Source organism: Glycomyces sp. NPDC047010, assembly GCF_040644205.1.
Taxonomy (GTDB): Bacteria; Actinomycetota; Actinomycetes; order Mycobacteriales; family Micromonosporaceae; genus Glycomyces.
In genome coordinates, this window is record NZ_JBEYVY010000004.1 from 308995 (window position 1) to 323354 (window position 14360).

12 protein-coding genes, 1 tRNA gene and 2 pseudogenes are annotated in these 14360 nt (G+C 67.0%); 4 read left to right on the forward strand and 11 right to left on the reverse strand.

Annotated features, from left to right (window positions below; translation table 11 throughout):
- Window position 1: 1 nt before the first annotated feature.
- Window positions 2–131: pseudogene (locus AB0A65_RS10595) on the forward strand (transposase); the annotation flags it as partial.
- 488 nt (window positions 132–619) lie between these two features.
- Here AB0A65_RS10595 and AB0A65_RS10600 read toward each other — a convergent pair.
- From AB0A65_RS10600 to AB0A65_RS10625, 6 genes are all read right to left on the reverse strand, one after another.
- The gene (locus AB0A65_RS10600) at window positions 620–2374 is read right to left on the reverse strand and encodes a tetratricopeptide repeat protein (RefSeq protein WP_359949581.1); all 1755 of its coding nucleotides are present in this window, start codon (window positions 2372–2374) and stop codon (window positions 620–622) included.
- A gap of 27 nt (window positions 2375–2401) precedes the next feature.
- Window positions 2402–3043, reverse strand: a complete 642-nt coding sequence (locus AB0A65_RS10605) for a hypothetical protein (protein WP_359949584.1) — start codon at window positions 3041–3043, stop codon at window positions 2402–2404.
- A 712-nt stretch (window positions 3044–3755) separates the two neighbouring features.
- On the reverse strand, window positions 3756–4784 hold the full coding sequence (locus AB0A65_RS10610) for a hypothetical protein (protein WP_359949587.1): 1029 nt from the start codon (window positions 4782–4784) through the stop codon (window positions 3756–3758).
- 93 nt (window positions 4785–4877) lie between these two features.
- Window positions 4878–5450, reverse strand: a complete 573-nt coding sequence (locus tag AB0A65_RS10615; RefSeq protein WP_359949590.1) for a hypothetical protein — start codon at window positions 5448–5450, stop codon at window positions 4878–4880.
- 121 nt (window positions 5451–5571) lie between these two features.
- Window positions 5572–7290: a hypothetical protein gene (locus AB0A65_RS10620; protein ID WP_359949593.1), complete on the reverse strand. Its 1719-nt coding sequence runs from the start codon at window positions 7288–7290 to the stop codon at window positions 5572–5574.
- 76 nt (window positions 7291–7366) lie between these two features.
- Window positions 7367–8695: a hypothetical protein gene (locus tag AB0A65_RS10625; RefSeq protein ID WP_359949596.1), complete on the reverse strand. Its 1329-nt coding sequence runs from the start codon at window positions 8693–8695 to the stop codon at window positions 7367–7369.
- A 329-nt stretch (window positions 8696–9024) separates the two neighbouring features.
- Here AB0A65_RS10625 and AB0A65_RS10630 point away from each other — a divergent pair, with 329 nt between their 5' ends.
- Window positions 9025–9165 carry a hypothetical protein gene (locus AB0A65_RS10630; protein WP_359949599.1) on the forward strand — a complete coding sequence of 47 codons (141 nt, stop codon included), beginning with the start codon at window positions 9025–9027 and terminating at the stop codon, window positions 9163–9165.
- Between the two features lie 176 nt (window positions 9166–9341).
- Window positions 9342–10253 (forward strand): hypothetical protein, encoded by a 912-nt coding sequence (locus tag AB0A65_RS10635; RefSeq protein WP_359949601.1) that lies wholly within the window; start codon window positions 9342–9344, stop codon window positions 10251–10253.
- 191 nt (window positions 10254–10444) lie between these two features.
- On the opposite strand, the gene AB0A65_RS10640 is transcribed toward AB0A65_RS10635, so the two are convergent.
- From AB0A65_RS10640 to AB0A65_RS10660, 5 genes and pseudogenes are all read right to left on the reverse strand, one after another.
- Window positions 10445–10521 (reverse strand) — tRNA-Leu (locus tag AB0A65_RS10640).
- Between the two features lie 47 nt (window positions 10522–10568).
- Window positions 10569–11285, reverse strand: coding sequence for a VOC family protein (locus AB0A65_RS10645; protein ID WP_359949604.1), 717 nt, complete (start codon window positions 11283–11285; stop codon window positions 10569–10571).
- On the reverse strand, window positions 11275–11733 hold the full coding sequence (locus tag AB0A65_RS10650; protein ID WP_359949607.1) for a helix-turn-helix domain-containing protein: 459 nt from the start codon (window positions 11731–11733) through the stop codon (window positions 11275–11277). The genes AB0A65_RS10645 and AB0A65_RS10650 overlap by 11 nt, the downstream gene beginning before the upstream one ends.
- Window positions 11734–11767: 34 nt before the next feature.
- The gene (locus tag AB0A65_RS10655; protein WP_359949610.1) at window positions 11768–12526 is read right to left on the reverse strand and encodes an SDR family oxidoreductase; all 759 of its coding nucleotides are present in this window, start codon (window positions 12524–12526) and stop codon (window positions 11768–11770) included.
- Window positions 12527–12548: 22 nt separating this feature from the next.
- Window positions 12549–13430, reverse strand: a pseudogene (locus tag AB0A65_RS10660) (phosphotransferase); the annotation flags it as partial.
- 128 nt (window positions 13431–13558) lie between these two features.
- Here AB0A65_RS10660 and AB0A65_RS10665 point away from each other — a divergent pair.
- On the forward strand, window positions 13559–14293 hold the full coding sequence (locus tag AB0A65_RS10665) for a 5-formyltetrahydrofolate cyclo-ligase (RefSeq protein ID WP_359949613.1): 735 nt from the start codon (window positions 13559–13561) through the stop codon (window positions 14291–14293).
- Window positions 14294–14360: the final 67 nt, after the last annotated feature.

Sequence of the window (14360 nt, forward strand, 5' to 3'; positions counted from 1 at the left end):
CGGCCGCCACCGCTGGGTCGTAGAGCGCACCATCGCCTGGCTCGGCGGCTACCGCCGTGTGACCTTGCGATACGCGCCATGGCCGCCTCTTCGCCGCATTCCTCGCCCTCGCAGCCGCCATCTCCTGCTATGGAATCAGATGGACCGAACCTCGGCTGCGATCTCGTTGCCGTTGGAGTCATATACAGCCCGAACCCGGAAGCCTGGAAGATTCTCGTGTGTTTGCAGGTCGTCGAGGGGTGTGGGTCTGTGGTGGTAGCCCGGGGAGGCGGCGGACCCACTCTTTGATTACATTGTGGGCCGAAACAGCTTCATTCGCTTCAGTCCGTTGCAGACCAAGGGCAGGGCCTTCATCTTGACATATGTGAGCGCCTCGTAACTGCGTACGTGATTAAGGGACGCTGGTCCTTGGCGATGCCGTCGCCGAGCTGCGCCAGGCAAGAGCGCCGATAGCGTTTCACGTTGCGTCACAGCAGGTCCTGACTCACAGTCGCAGCGAGGCGTCCGGGTCACGCTGTGCTGGCGTGATGTCAAGTACGAACTGACTGCCGGGAATATCCTGAGTCACCCAGCCGGGCCGACACTGCGAGACCTGCAAGGTGAAGGACAAACTTGGGGGTTAGCTGGACGCGATCTGCTCGGCTTCGTCTATCTTTCCCTGACTTCGCAGAACATTTGTCAATGAACGTCGAGTCGCTTCCACGCGGGGATCGTCACCTCGAAGCGTCGCAGTTGCCCGTGCGAACGCGGTGCGTGCTTCCACTTCTGCCTCTTCCCACTGGCCGCGTTTACCCAGGAGGATCACGAGATTGTGGCGGGTCTCGAGGGTGTCGGGGTGGTCGGTCCCGAGCTGTTCTTCCTGCGCGCGCAGGACTGCCCGGAACAGTTGCTCGGCCTCTTCCCACTGGCCACGATTGCCCAGGACTCCTGCGAGGTTGTGGCGGGTGTTGAGGGTATCGGGGTGGTCGGTTCCCAAGTGTTCCGTTCGGGCTTGCATGACGGCCCGGAACAGTCGCTCAGCCTCCTCCCACCGGCCACGCATTTCAAGGAGGTCCGCGAGATGGTGGCGGGTGTTGAGGGTGTGGGGGTGGTCGGTTCCCAAGTGTTCCGTTCGGGCTTGCATGACGGCCCGGAACAGTCGCTCAGCCTCCTCCCACCGGCCACGCTTGCCCAGGACGCCTGCGAGGTTGTGGCGGGTGTTGAGGGTATCGGGGTGGTCGGTCCCGAACCGCTCTTCCTGCGGCTGCAGGACTGCCCGAAACATTTGCTCGGCCTCCCCCAATCGGCCACGCTTGCCCAGGAGTCCCGCGAGATTGTGGCGGCTGGCAAGGGTGCCGCGGTGGTCGGTCCCGAGCTGCTCTTCCTGCGCGCGCAGGACTGCCCGGAACAGTTGCTCAGCCTCCTCCCACCGGCCGCGCCTGTCCAGGAGGCGAGCGAGGTTGTGGCGGCTGGTCAGGATGTCGGGGTGGTCGGTCTCGAGCTGCTCTTCCTGCGCGCGCAGGACTGCCCGAAGTATTTGCTCGGCCTCCTCCCACCGGCCGCGCCTGTCCAGGAGGTCCGCGAGATTGTGGCGGATGGCGAGGGCTTTTCGGTGGTCGGTACCGAGCTGCTCTTCGCGCGCCTGCAGGACTATGCGGTACAGCTGCTCAGCCTCTTCCAGACGCTCCTGATGCCTCAGCACCGAAGCGAGGAGCCCCACGAGTCGTTGGTACTGCGAGCTGGTCTCTAGAAGCGCAGCCAATACAGGTTGACTAGACGCGGCTGATTGAAGATCGGATGGGTTGGTTGTTTCGTGGCTGTCCCGCTCCATGCGGCTTCGTGCTTGCTGGAGCACGCGCTCGGCCTCGCGGAACTTGCCCTGGGCATCGAGCAGGTTCGTGATGTCGAGGTAGCGCTCTGTCTTAGCTTCCTCATCGTCGGCGAGTTCGGCGCGGCATCGCATGAGTGCGATTGCGGTTTCGCCCAATCGGTAAATTCGTTCGGACTGCGGGATCTGTTCCAGCGTCTCGGCCAGTTCGGTGGAGTCCAGCTTCGCGGTTCTGCTTGCTGCTGCGAGGATCTGGTCGATCGGTACGCCGACGTCACGGACGGCACTGATGGCGGCCGGGAGCCAGTAGCTGGGATTGTGGTCGATGATTGTCCGCAAGGCGGTCGCGGCGGCTGGGGTGTGGCTGGCTGCTTGCCCCAGGATTCCGACGATGCGGGTCGCGGTCATGTGCGGGTCCGCGGTTGCAAGTGCTGCTGCTTCGACGGCGTTCGCGATGGTGGGGTGAGCTGCGAGATGGGTTGCGGTGTAGTACTCGGCGAGCAAGCCTGGCAAGTGCGGTGCCAGGTAGAAGGAGTACTCCTGCGGATAACGGCCTCGAAGTGTCACGATCAGATCCTGGCGCCAAAGATGGGATTATGCTGCCAGCCCAGGGTGGTGCAGCAGGAGCGGCTCTGCGTCTGCCTCGGTGGCGGCACCTACCAGCGTCGCCAGGAGGATTGCGGCACGCAAGTCTTCAATGCCACCGCCATGCCTAGATGCGGCTTGCCACCGCGCTTCTTCGAGCGTGAAGAGTCTCGCGATCGCCACGCTGGGGTCGGCTCGGGGAGCGCTCGTGCTTGTCGCCGCCAAGAGTGCAGCAGTTTGGAGTAGCAGTATCGACGGCGCCGCTGCCGGGGTCAACTGGACCGCCGCCGCAGCGTCGCCACCGAACGCTCGCCGCGCTTGTTCGAACACCTGCTGCTGCCCTTTCGGGTCGGTTGGTGCCGGCGGAAGTTGCAGGTCGGGATCGACCACCACGAGGCCAAGGACTTTGCGTGGAAGCCGCATTTGGGCGCTGCGCCACCAGTCCCCGAAGTCGCGCGCCGCCAGCACCACGGTCACCGCTGAAGGCGCCGTGGTCTGCAGACAGGTCAGAAGATCGACCAGTTGCGGATGCGTGCTGGCATTGTCGACGATCAGGAGCACCGGCTCGTCGAGGGCGATTGCTGCCTCCACCGCATCCGGACCGTGCCCCTCGGAGACCCAGCCGCTTCGGACGCCCTGATCGGCCAGCATTGAGGACACCTCGAGCAAGAGTCGAGTTTTCCCACCTCCGGCCTGCCCTGCCAAGCAGATCACCGGCCGTGGCCGTGTCCCAGGCTCGGCTGCCCAACGCCGCAACTGTCGCGCCATCGCGGCATGCGTCTGGGAGAACCGCACCGGCGACTGCTCAGGCAGCAGGAGCGTGATCAGCCCATCCTCGTCGTCATCGGTCGAGGGAACTGACGGCCCGTTCGCGACCGCCGCCTCCCACGCGCGCTCTCGCGTCCGGCACTCAGCGCGGCGGTCCAACTGCACTTGGAGCGAGGCCGTGGCAACTCCCGCGGCCAGCCCCAACGGAATGCCTACCCACAACGGCACCGCGTTCGTCACAGGGCCCGAGATCCCAGCGACGATCACCGCCACGACGATCGCACCCGTCGAGGCTTTCCAACTCGGTCCGCAAATCCAATGACGGAGTGACATCACAAACAGTCCTTCGAAAGGGGGCAAACGACTGATCGCCTCAGCGTACCGTTCTTCAACCCATGAATGTCTCGAGCAAATTGGGCTATCCGGAATCCGGAAGCAGGAAAAGCAGATTGACTGCAGCGCTGGCAGCTGAGGGCCTCTGACGCGCCCGCAAGTGTTGCCCCGGCGAACAAATTCCTCGGCGAGGCTGACAAGAATCTCTGCCAGAGAACTTTCCGCCAGAAGACCAAGCGCCGGAATGGCACTGCGTGTCTCCTCAGGGATTGCGCCAGTCTCGGAAGAGATCTGAAGCAGTCTGGAGGACTTCCAGTACGTCGGCTCTCGCTTGGTCGAAGGTGCAGCGTGGGCTGGTTGTTGCTTCCACTAGACCGTATCCGGGTCGGTTCGGGCCCAGGTTCTGCAGGTACGAGGGCACACCATAGTGCATGCACCTGTTCCTTAGCTTGTCGTTGGCGCGGATGCGTTTCGCTTCGGGCATGGTCAGCAGCCGCGACAGCTCCGACATGCCCTGCCGTCCTGCGAGTGCGGGATTCCGTAGTTGGACCTCTTCGAGTGCGTTGAGCACGTGGGCTGCAGTGATGAACCGGGCGCGAAAGAGCGGGCTGGTGAACTCGGATGCCGACAAGGCGAACAGGAGCAGTGCGGTGTTGACATGGGTCTCCACCACGGTCAAAGCGTCCTTCACGGGGAGCGGGAACTCTGGTTCGAACCACCCGCTATAGCGGTCGGTACGAGACGTGGTCTCCGCTGAGGGGTGGGGTCCCTCCGGAAGCTCCAGGGGAACGGAGCGCGGCTTGGTCAACCCGAACCCCAACAGCACGACGGAGACCAATTGGCCGATCTCATTGCCGAAGTTGTAAGTGTGGCCGCGACCCTGCGCTCGGTCCCCAGTGGCATCGAGGACGAGTGTTCTCTGGAAGGCGGCGATGCGGCTGGTCGAGATCAGCCGGCCGTCGACCTCAACGATCGCGAGATCGTCATCGGCGCTGAACCGGCTGCCGTGCAGCGTTTCGATGCGGACGAAATCGGCGATGACCCCGTCGTAGAACTTCTGGTTATCATCGAACAGCTTGACGGTATGGCGGGCGGCGGCGATATCGTCGGCGAACTTGAGGGCGATCGCTCTTGCCCGGTCGGAGTCGCGGTGCTTCAGTAGCTCCAGACCTTCATGGGCGATGCGCGCGAACTGGGGAAGCCCTCCGAGACCCATGGGCGCCTCCCAGTACTCATCCCCCTGGGCCGACCCCGCCAGTGAGTACACCCACGAGGCGTCATCGTGCAGCATCCGGCGATCCAGGGCTGACCAGTCCTGCCGCGGCTGCTTTCCCGCCTTGCCCTTGCCTTTCGAGGAGTTCCTAGCCACTTTCGCCCTTTCTGCTCACTCTTCTTCACACAATGGAATGTCTGCTGGCGGCTGATCGCCCGGGATCTTCGGGGTGGAGACGAACAGGTCGGGCACCCACATGCTGGTGCTGAGCAGGTCCCAGACCGGCCAGGGCTCGTCGTAGCGCTCGGAGGCGTCGCCGTCGGCGTACTCGCTGATGGTCTCCCCGGTGCGGTCCTGGCATTGGATACGGACGAGCACACCCTCCTGCAGGGCGGTGCCCTTCTGGTAATCCCGCGACGGGCCTTCGTAGGTGTCGACGCCGAGCCCGTCGGTGTAGGCCACTTCGTAAAACGCTCCGCTCGCCAGGTCCTCCGCAGAGGTCAGCGCATCGCCCGCCTGCGATACCGAGGTCGAGCTGTCTTCGCTGGGGCTGCCTGTGTCGTTGGCGAGCATCAGGCCGATCACGCCGCCGATGACGACTGCCAGGGACGCCGCGACCACTCCCCAGATGCCGGCGATGTGCGCGCCCCTCTTCGAAGCAGCGGCTTGAATCTGCGCGGCTTCACGAGCGGCGTCAGCCGGGGGTGAGGCGGAAGTTCGGCGGGAGGGGTGTCGACGGGCCATGATTCATCACATCCACACGAATCAGCTTGATCTTGCTTATCGTAACCCCGCTGACAGTCGACGCAGGGTCCACAATCACCCGTTAGGAAGCACGGCGACCGCCGATGCTCGACCGAATGCGTCAGGATGCTTCCGACGGGCCCCTCAGTCCGAAAATGCCTGTTTGGCGTGCGATGACGCGGCGGACCTCCAGCACCAGCCGGACGACGGGCGTGGTGGGTTCATCGTCGGCGTACTCGCGCTCACTCTTCCGCAGCAGGGCCGGCCAGAGGAGTCGTGCAAGCTCGGTTTTGGACTCGGTCATGCGCATCGCTGAGAACACGAACTTGATGTCGACGTGCCTCGAGCGCGCGTCGAGCAGAGCCGCGGCAAGGTCGTGTTCCCAGGAGGGCTCCGCCTGCCGAGGATTCCCCTGCGCCTTCGCAATCTGTGTGAGTGCGGGCATTAGCTCGTCGTCGGTGAAGTTGGCGAGCTCGTAGGTGTCGTCGCCCCAGACGAAGATGTGCACCAGCTCGTCGAGGGAGGCATCGTTGATGTCGGCGTCCTGGTACCGCACTTCTTCTCTGATCGCGGCCTGGAGCTTGCGGCGCATCTTCAGCCGTTTCTCCTCCGTGGCGAAGTTGTTCTCTGCGTCCATCGCGATCATCAAGGCCGTGGGGGAGGCATCGAGCAGCCAAGTGTCGTCCTTGACTTTCCGCCCGACGCGCGGTGTCACGCCGTACCGGGCGATCAGGTGCGGGTTGACCATGGACCCCTCGGTGCGTTGTACCCGGATGTCCTGGGGTCGGTCGTATCCCAGCTCTGCAAGCAACTTGGGGAGGTGGAACAGCTCAGTCTCCCCTTCTACCAGGAGGATGACCTTCGGGTGGGGGGAGAGCCCGAACTCGGCGAGCGCCCTTTCAAGCGTCTGCGCCTCCACGTACCGAGGTGACAGCCGGTCATGCTGTGGGGTCCACCAGCCCGTGCCGGTCAGGGCGGGCAGCGGCTCGAGAGTGCCGTATGCGGCGAGTTCCTCGTGGGCTCGCAGCAGAACCTCAGCTGCTACCCGCTGCCACATCGCTGCGAGCGGTGCCCCCCGGAGCTTCGACCATCCGTCGTAGCGTGCGTAGCGCATCAGCGGCAGCCATTTGCGGAGCGGGTCCAGGTGATTCGCCTGTGCGAGGAGGTGGTCAGCGGTCGATTGGAGTTGGTCAGGCGGGAAGCCCGCCACGCGGAGGAGGTCGAGCTTGTCCACGCCCGCTCGATACCGCCGCAGCTCGCTCTCATCGAGTTCCATGGGCAGACTGAATCGCCTGATGACTCCCGGCAGGTATGGCGTCGCCAGGGCCGCCAGAGCCCGAGCGAACCGGTGGTGCTGCTCTACTCGACCGACGCGAGTGCGGTCCCAGCCGTGCTTGAAGTTCTGGTGAATAGTCGTAATTCTGTGCAGGTCGATGAGCTGCCATGAGGAGTACACGAAGCCGTTCCACCAGCCCTCCGGGTCCGCATCGGCAGGTCTTCGATACGGCCACGCCACCGAGTATCCCTCCGCCGCAGGATCACGCAGGCGCCCTTCACCGGCGGCGTCCAGCACCTCGGCTCGAGTATTCGGCCCCATCGGCCGTTCGATTGCGATGCGTCGGCCGGCCACCGCAGTATCGCTCACGCGATACAGGGGAACGAGGACGCGAAGGCTGTGAAGCTCTTGAAGCGTGTCCAGGGTCAGGTCGAAGCCCCGCTCCTTAGCCCGCTTGATGAACGACTCGGTGGTGTGCAACTCGTCTTGCGTGAAGATGAACGGCATGCGCACCAGGTCGAGGGAGCTCGCGAATAGGTTGGTGTCCGCAGGGGTGCTCGTCATGCCGTCGTCCTCATCGTGATGGAGTAGGTGTTCGCGGCGCCGAGCCGCGCCAGGGCAGCTTCGCGTGTTTTCGTGCTCACGCCCAGGGGACTTGCTCAGTTGCTCCGTACCAGCCCTCGAACTTGCGCAGGTCACGGTACTGGCCGGTGAAGCCGAGCGAGTGCAGCACGAGCAGCGCGAGGAAGTGGCGGGCGAGTGCCCACACCTCGGTGAGCAAGCCCGGCTGGTCGTACACGATCTCCTGGCCGGCCTCGGGGTGCACGAGCCGATTGCGGATCCGCGTGACGACGTCAGCGCCGTCGTTCGCGTTCGGGTCGCGCTGGATGAAGGCATGAACTTCGGGGAGCACGAGCGGGTCCACGTCGTACGAGATCTGAGCAGCGTCGAGTGTCATACGGAGCCGATGCGCGGCACGGAGGGTCTTTCCGTTCCACGGGGCGCGCCCTTTGTACTGCTCCTTCGTGAGAATCTTGCCGAGCCTCAAGTATTGCCACTGCATGTGCTCGAGCCCGGCGGTGCCGTTGATGACTCGGGACTCGACGAATCCGTGATATCCGGTCGCCAGGATGGAGAACTTCATCTGGAAGCCCAGCCTGGCACGTACAGCCGGATCTTTGAACTTCTCGATCGCAAGTCGTAGGACCTCTGCAAGCGAAACCAGGTCGTTCTGATACCACCAGCCAGGAGTAATCGAGTCAGCAGTGTCCAGGTGCAGAGGACGCCATTCCTCCCATGCAATCGACCCGTCTCGGGCGAACCCGACCGGCAGCATCGGCGCAGCCCATCTTCCGAGGGCGAACGACATACCGGTATGGAGAGATTCGAGGACGGCATCAGCCTCGTCTGCCGAGAACTCGCTTCCATCGGTGCGGCGCAGCTCCATCACATGCGTCATGACATACAAGTTGGACCTCTTGGCGTGCTTGAGCACTTCATCGAGATCCGGCCTCTGGTCGAAGGTGATGGACCAACCATCAGCTTCGAAGCTCCATCGCCCCTGGTATCCGGTGTCAGGGTCGTCCGGTGTGTCGGAGATCAGATCTCTGCACCACCAGTCCGGCAGGTTGAACCAGTGGGCGATGGCTCGAGATAGTTTCGAGTTTCGTGACCCGAATTCGCTGCCGTTCGACAATCCACGCTGGGGGTCTGAAGCGTTCCCCACAAGGGGCATGACACCGTCTGGCCGATGCAGGACCAGATCGAGCGGCCCTCTCCGCGTTGCTCTGATGTCCGGGACCGATACCTCCCACTCGATGATCGGTCGACGTGAGAACGAGATAGCCACAGTTCCTTGGCAGTTGTCCGGGCCGTGACCGCCGATCTCGCCGCTAAACAGCTCGATCGGCTCGTTGGGGCCGTTGAATCCATACATCGGCTTCAAGGCTGCATTGAGGGGTGTCGCCATCGCGTCATCGTACGCTCCGGCACCTGAACAAACAGCCAACAAGCTGAACCATGAGAGCGTCGAGTCCCTGGTCACCGGCAAGATCGTCATGGGCTTCGCCTGGAACACCCAGATCACCGCCCTGCGCGAGGTCAGCGGCGCCGACCTGCGATTGCTGGCCCTGCCCGACAGCGCCGGATCCGGGGCGACCTTCTGCAGGCCCTGGATGTACTGGTCGGTGTCCTCGCAGGGCGAGCACCCGCCGAAGCCGCCCTGTTCGTCGACTTCCTCGCCAACTACGAGGCCGCCGCCGACTTCCTCACCACCGTCACCCCGGCCCTTCCCCGGTCGTGACCCCTAACGGCGCCAGCGGCATCGAACCGATGCTCCAGCGCTACACCCAGGAAGTCCTCTTCGACGACACCGCGCCCGACGACGCCGCCCAGGCGTTCATCGACGAGCTCCAAGCCGAGATCGACGCCGCCGCCTAACGCCCTCTGGGAGCGCCGGTCCGGGACACCCTAGGTGGCCCGGACTGGCGACACACCCGCGAAGGCGTCTCCGCACAGCTCCTTCGGCTCGCCGAGCAGTTCTCCCTTGCCTAATCCCCGGCGCGACACGGCGCGCGGTATGCGGTTTCGCGAGGCCCGGTCACTAGTCTGGAGCCATGGCACGATCTGACCCACGCCAGCGCCAGGAGATGCGTGTCTGGCAGGCGCACGCCGCCTTCCACTACGCCGCCGGCCTCCAAGGCGCTCACCTGAACGAGCGCAACTGCCCATTCCCCAAGTACCCGGACGGCGACCTCCTCAACGGCCAGGAGTACCGGAACGCTCTGGTCGAATACCGCGCGCGGACCACGGAGTTGCTGTCGCAGGTTGAGCTGAAGTGCCCCATGTGCGGCATCGTGGCGAAAGCCAACGACGACCTGTGGGAATGGGAACACGCACCCCAGCAGAGCGGCCGCTCCATTTTCGGTGCCTGGTCGATGGCGTGCTGGACCTGCGGGCCCTGCAACCACAAGTGCGGCGAAGGCTTCGAGGCGGATGTCGCCCGCCCGACGCGGCTGGCGGCCATGGCGCACCTCGGCCTCATCGACCCGCAGCCGCAGCACTACACGGGCCGCATGGTCGTGCCCCGCACGGCTGCCCAGCAGCTCACCGACGTCAAGGCCGCCTTCACGATCGCGTTCACCGTCCTTGGACACCCATGGGTGTTCTCCCCCGCGGTCGAGCCGATCCGGCTCGCCATCCACCATGAGGACGCCTCGTATCTCGCAGGACATGCGCACCTCGCCGTGCGCAGCACGTTCGACACCCCCGGGGTCTCCGAAGCGTTCGGCCCCGACGGCTTCGTCGCCGTCCACAACGGCGACGGCCCGGTCGTCATCTTGCCGGGCATCGACAACACACACCCACCAGCCGTCCACGGGCGCACCTACAGCATCCGCAAGCTCGACTGGCCTGTCTTCCCTCGGCGCGGCCAAGGCGCTGTCCATGGTGCTTGCGGCGCCGGGCAGCTCTTCCATCGCGACCTGTGCGCGAAGGAGGCGGCGGCTCTACTCACCTCGGCCGGGTAGTCCAGGGCGGAGATTAAGCGAACTGGAGACCTGCCCGCTTTGCGGGCTGCGCGGCAACCGCAATGACATGGAATCAGATGGACCGAACCTCGGCTGCGATCTCGTTGCCGTTGGAGTCATATACAGCCCGAACCCGGAAGCCTGGAAGATTCTCGTGTGTTTGCAGGTCGTCGAGGGGTGTGGGTCTGTGGTGGTAGCCCGGGTGGGATTCGAACCCACACTGTACGGGTTTTGAATCCGTCTTCTCTGCCAGTTGGAATACCGGGCCGGGGTCCTGCCGGTGAGGGCGGGGCCGGTGCAAATGATACCTGGGGGTCAGGTGAGTTGGGTCCGGAGGTCGGCGGCGGCGGTGAGGGCGGGGGCGAGGGCGGTGCGGTCGGCGGGGGTGAGGGGGAGGGCGGCGAGGCGGTCGAGGAGTTCGAGGGCGCGCGGGTGGTCGCCGAGGCGGACGGCGAGTTCGGCGCGGTAGGCGAGTGCTTCGGCGAGTTCGGTGGCAGGGGTGTCAGGGGCGGCCTTGGCGAGGGTCGCGTCGAGGATCTTGGCGGCCTGGGGGCCGTCGCCCTTGGCGTCGCCGAGGATGATCGCGGTGACGAGGGTGCGGCCGAGCTTGCTCGTGGGCTTGGGGGCCTGCTCGGTGTCCTCGTCGGCGGGGAAGAAACGGATGACGTTGCCGCCGGGGTCGACCAGGGAGAAGCCCGCGCGGTTGCCGGTGTTGGCGCGCTTGCGGGGGCGCGTGACGCGGGGGATGCCGGAGACGAGGACCTTGCCGTGCTCGGCGCGCATGCCCGCGGCGAAGCGGTCGAAGAGGGCGCCGGTGTCGGGGACGATGACGATGCAGGTGCCGTGGGTGTTCTCGGGGTCGAGGTCGTCGACGCCGAAGAAGTGGAGCTGGATGTCGTCCTTGACGACCACCGTGTACGGGTTCGGCCGGGTCTGGTGGAGCGTCTCGGTGAAGCCGAGCATCCGGTAGAAGTCGGCGGTCTCGTCGATCGACCGGCAGGGGAGCAGCGGGATCGTGGTCTCACCGGTCATGCGGGATCTCCTGTTCGATTGCGGCACTGAGAGAGTCGAGAAGGACGCGGGCGGCGTCGACCGCGGCGGGGTCGAGGCGCGCGGCGAGGGCGTCGGCCCACGCGGCGTGGCGGCGCTCGATCTCGGCCAGTGAACGCAGGCCCGCGGGCGTGGGGGCGATGAGCTTCGCGCGGCGGTGGCGCGGGTTGTCGCGGTACTCGGCGAGGCCGTCGCGCACGAGCGCGTCGGCGGTCTGCTGGACGCTCTGTCGCCGCAGTCCCATGAGGCGCGCCACGTCGGCGACGGTGCGCGCCTCGGTGTCGACGACGCCGAGGACCTGCCAGCGCGCGCTGGTGAGCCCCGCGGGCCGCGCGAGGTCGTCCCCGGCGGCGATGAGCGCGCCGTTGGCGCGGAACACGCCGATGATCAGCTCGGACACCGCGAGGGCGCGCGGACTCAGTTCCTCCACGCGGGCAAGGCTAACATTCGTTGACAGGTACCTGTCAATCGAGTCGGCGGGCCTCCGGATCGGGGCCTTGCGCGGCCCGGCCGCCGTCGACCGGGAGCACCGCCCCGGTGATGAACGACGAGGCGTCCGACAGGAGGTACGCGACCGCGTCGGCGACTTCGGAGCCTTCCCCCGCGCGGCCCAGCGGGTGCAGCTCCCGCAGCCGCCGCTCGAACCCCGCCCGGTCGGGCACCTCATCCATCCGCCCGGTCGTGATCGAGCCCAGTGCGACCGCGTTGACCCGGATGCCGAGCGGCCCGTAGTCCACCGCGAGCGCCCGCGTGAGCCCCTCGACCGCGGCCTTCGCGGTCGCATAGGGGAGTGCGCCCCCGACGGCCCGCTGCGCCTGGTGCGACGAGACGTTCACGATCGCCCCGCCCGTCCCGGCGGCCAGGAACGCGCGCACCGCCGCGGCCGCGCCCGCCAGGCACGGTTGCAGGTTCGCGCGGACGAGCTCCGCGACCGCCGCGCCGCCGGCCTCGTGCAGCCACGCGTCGCGGAACACCGCCGCGTTGTTCACCCACCCGCGCAACGCCCCCAACGACACCGCGGCGTCCGCGGCCCGCGCGGCGACCGCGTCATCCCCGGCGTCGCCGACGACGACCGCCGCGCGCCCGGCCCGCACCAGCGGCTCCAGCCACGGCACCGGCGCCGTCTCCACCACCACGACCGCGTCCCCGCCGCCGAGCAGCCGCTCGGCGACCGCCCGCCCGATCCCTCGTCCGCCGCCCGTCACGACCACTGCCCGTCCCATGCGCCGAGCCTAAGGCGAGGACGTCGGCGGCGATGCGCGACAGCGTCCGCGTGGCCCAGCGGGTCATCGGGGGGTTGGACTCGACGTAGTACCAGGCGGCGCCGATGGCGTGGACGAAGGCGTAGGCGCGGCCGCGGTCCCACTCGGATTCGGTGGGGGCGAGGGCGTCGCGGAAGGTGCGGCGCGGTCCCGTGTCGAGGAGGTGCCAGGCCGCGATGAGGTCCAGGGCCGGGTCCGCCGGGCCGAGGCCGCCGACGTCGAGCACGCCGGTCAGGCGGCCGTCCCGCAGGAGGACGTTCCCGGGGATGAGGTCGCCGTGGTTCATGACGTCGGGCGCCGAACCGCGCGGCAGGTCCCGCATGTCGGCCCACAGGCGGCGCATGAGCGGCACGTCGAGCAGCCCCTCGCTCTCGCGCAGGCACGTCGCCACCCACTCCTCGTGGGCCGCGACGATCCCTCCGCGCCCGCCGCCGGAGAAGCGGCGGCCCCGCGTCGGGATCGCCCGCACGTCCCGCACGAACTCCGCGAGGTCCGCCGCGAGCCCGTGGGACGCACCGGGATCGTCGACCGCCGTCTCACCGGGCAGCCACGTCTGCACCGACCACGGCATCGGATACCCCGCGCCCGGCGCGCCGATCGCCAGCGGCTTCGGCGTCGGGAACCCCGTGCGGCCCAGCAGCTCCCGGGCCGCCTCGGCCTCCGCTTCGAGCACGAGCCGCGCCGCCGCGGGATCGGCCGGCTGGAGCGGGAACCGGGCCGTCAGGTCCTCGCCCACGCGGAAGATCGCGTTGACGGTCCCGGGCGAGGACACCGGGGACACCGGCAGGCCCCGCCACCGCGGGAACTGGGCGTCGATCAGCTCCTGAACTGCGGCAACGGGAACGGAAAGCTGGCCCTCGTGCATCTGCATGGGCAGAGCCTCGCACCGCCCGGCCCCCGCGGCAACCGGGTTTTCCCGGCCCGGAGGATGACGGGCACAGTGGAGGTGTGGGAGCCTGGAGGAGTTCACCCCTGGGCGTTGAGGAGACCGGAATGTCGTCGGCGCAAGCGAAGGATGAGATCCGACACCGCGTGTGGTCGCTCCTGGAGCGCCAAGGCGCCGCCGACGGGGACCCGCACGGGCGCATACCCCGCTTCACAGGCGCCGGCGAGGCCGCCGAGCGGCTCGCCGCGACCGAGCAGTGGCGCGGCGCGAACGCCGTCAAGGTCAACCCCGACCGCGCCCAGCACCAGGTGCGCGCGCTGGCCCTCGGCGCCTCCAAGGCCACGTACATGGCCGTCCCGAAACTCGCGCTCGACCAGCCGTTCTACCTGCTGAACTCGCTGCTGCCCAGCTACACGCCCGACGAGGCCGCCACCCGCGACGCCGCCGAGGCGCACAGCCTCCTCGTCGGCGTCGAGGCCATGCAGCGGCTCGACCTGGTCGTCTCCGGGTCCGTCGCCGTCAACCGCGAGGGCGCCCGCATCGGCAAGGGCCGCGGGTACGCCGACATCGAGTACGGGATGCTCACCGAGGCCGGGCTCATCGACGACGCCACGGTCATCGCCACGACCGTCCACGACCTCCAGGTGATCGACGGCCCGATCCCCGAGGAGCCGCACGACTTCCGCGTCGACCTCGTCGTCACCCCGACCGCTGTCATCCGCTGCCCGCGCACCCGCCGCCCCCACGGGCTCCACAAAGACCGGCTGACCGCCGAGCAGCTCGCCGAGATCCCGTTGCTCGACGCGCTCATGGCGAACTCCGGCGGCACCGGCGAGGGGTAGTGCGGCTCACGTTTCGGCCCTGTCGTCCGAAACGCTCGCCATAGGAACGTGCGGACGTAACACGCGG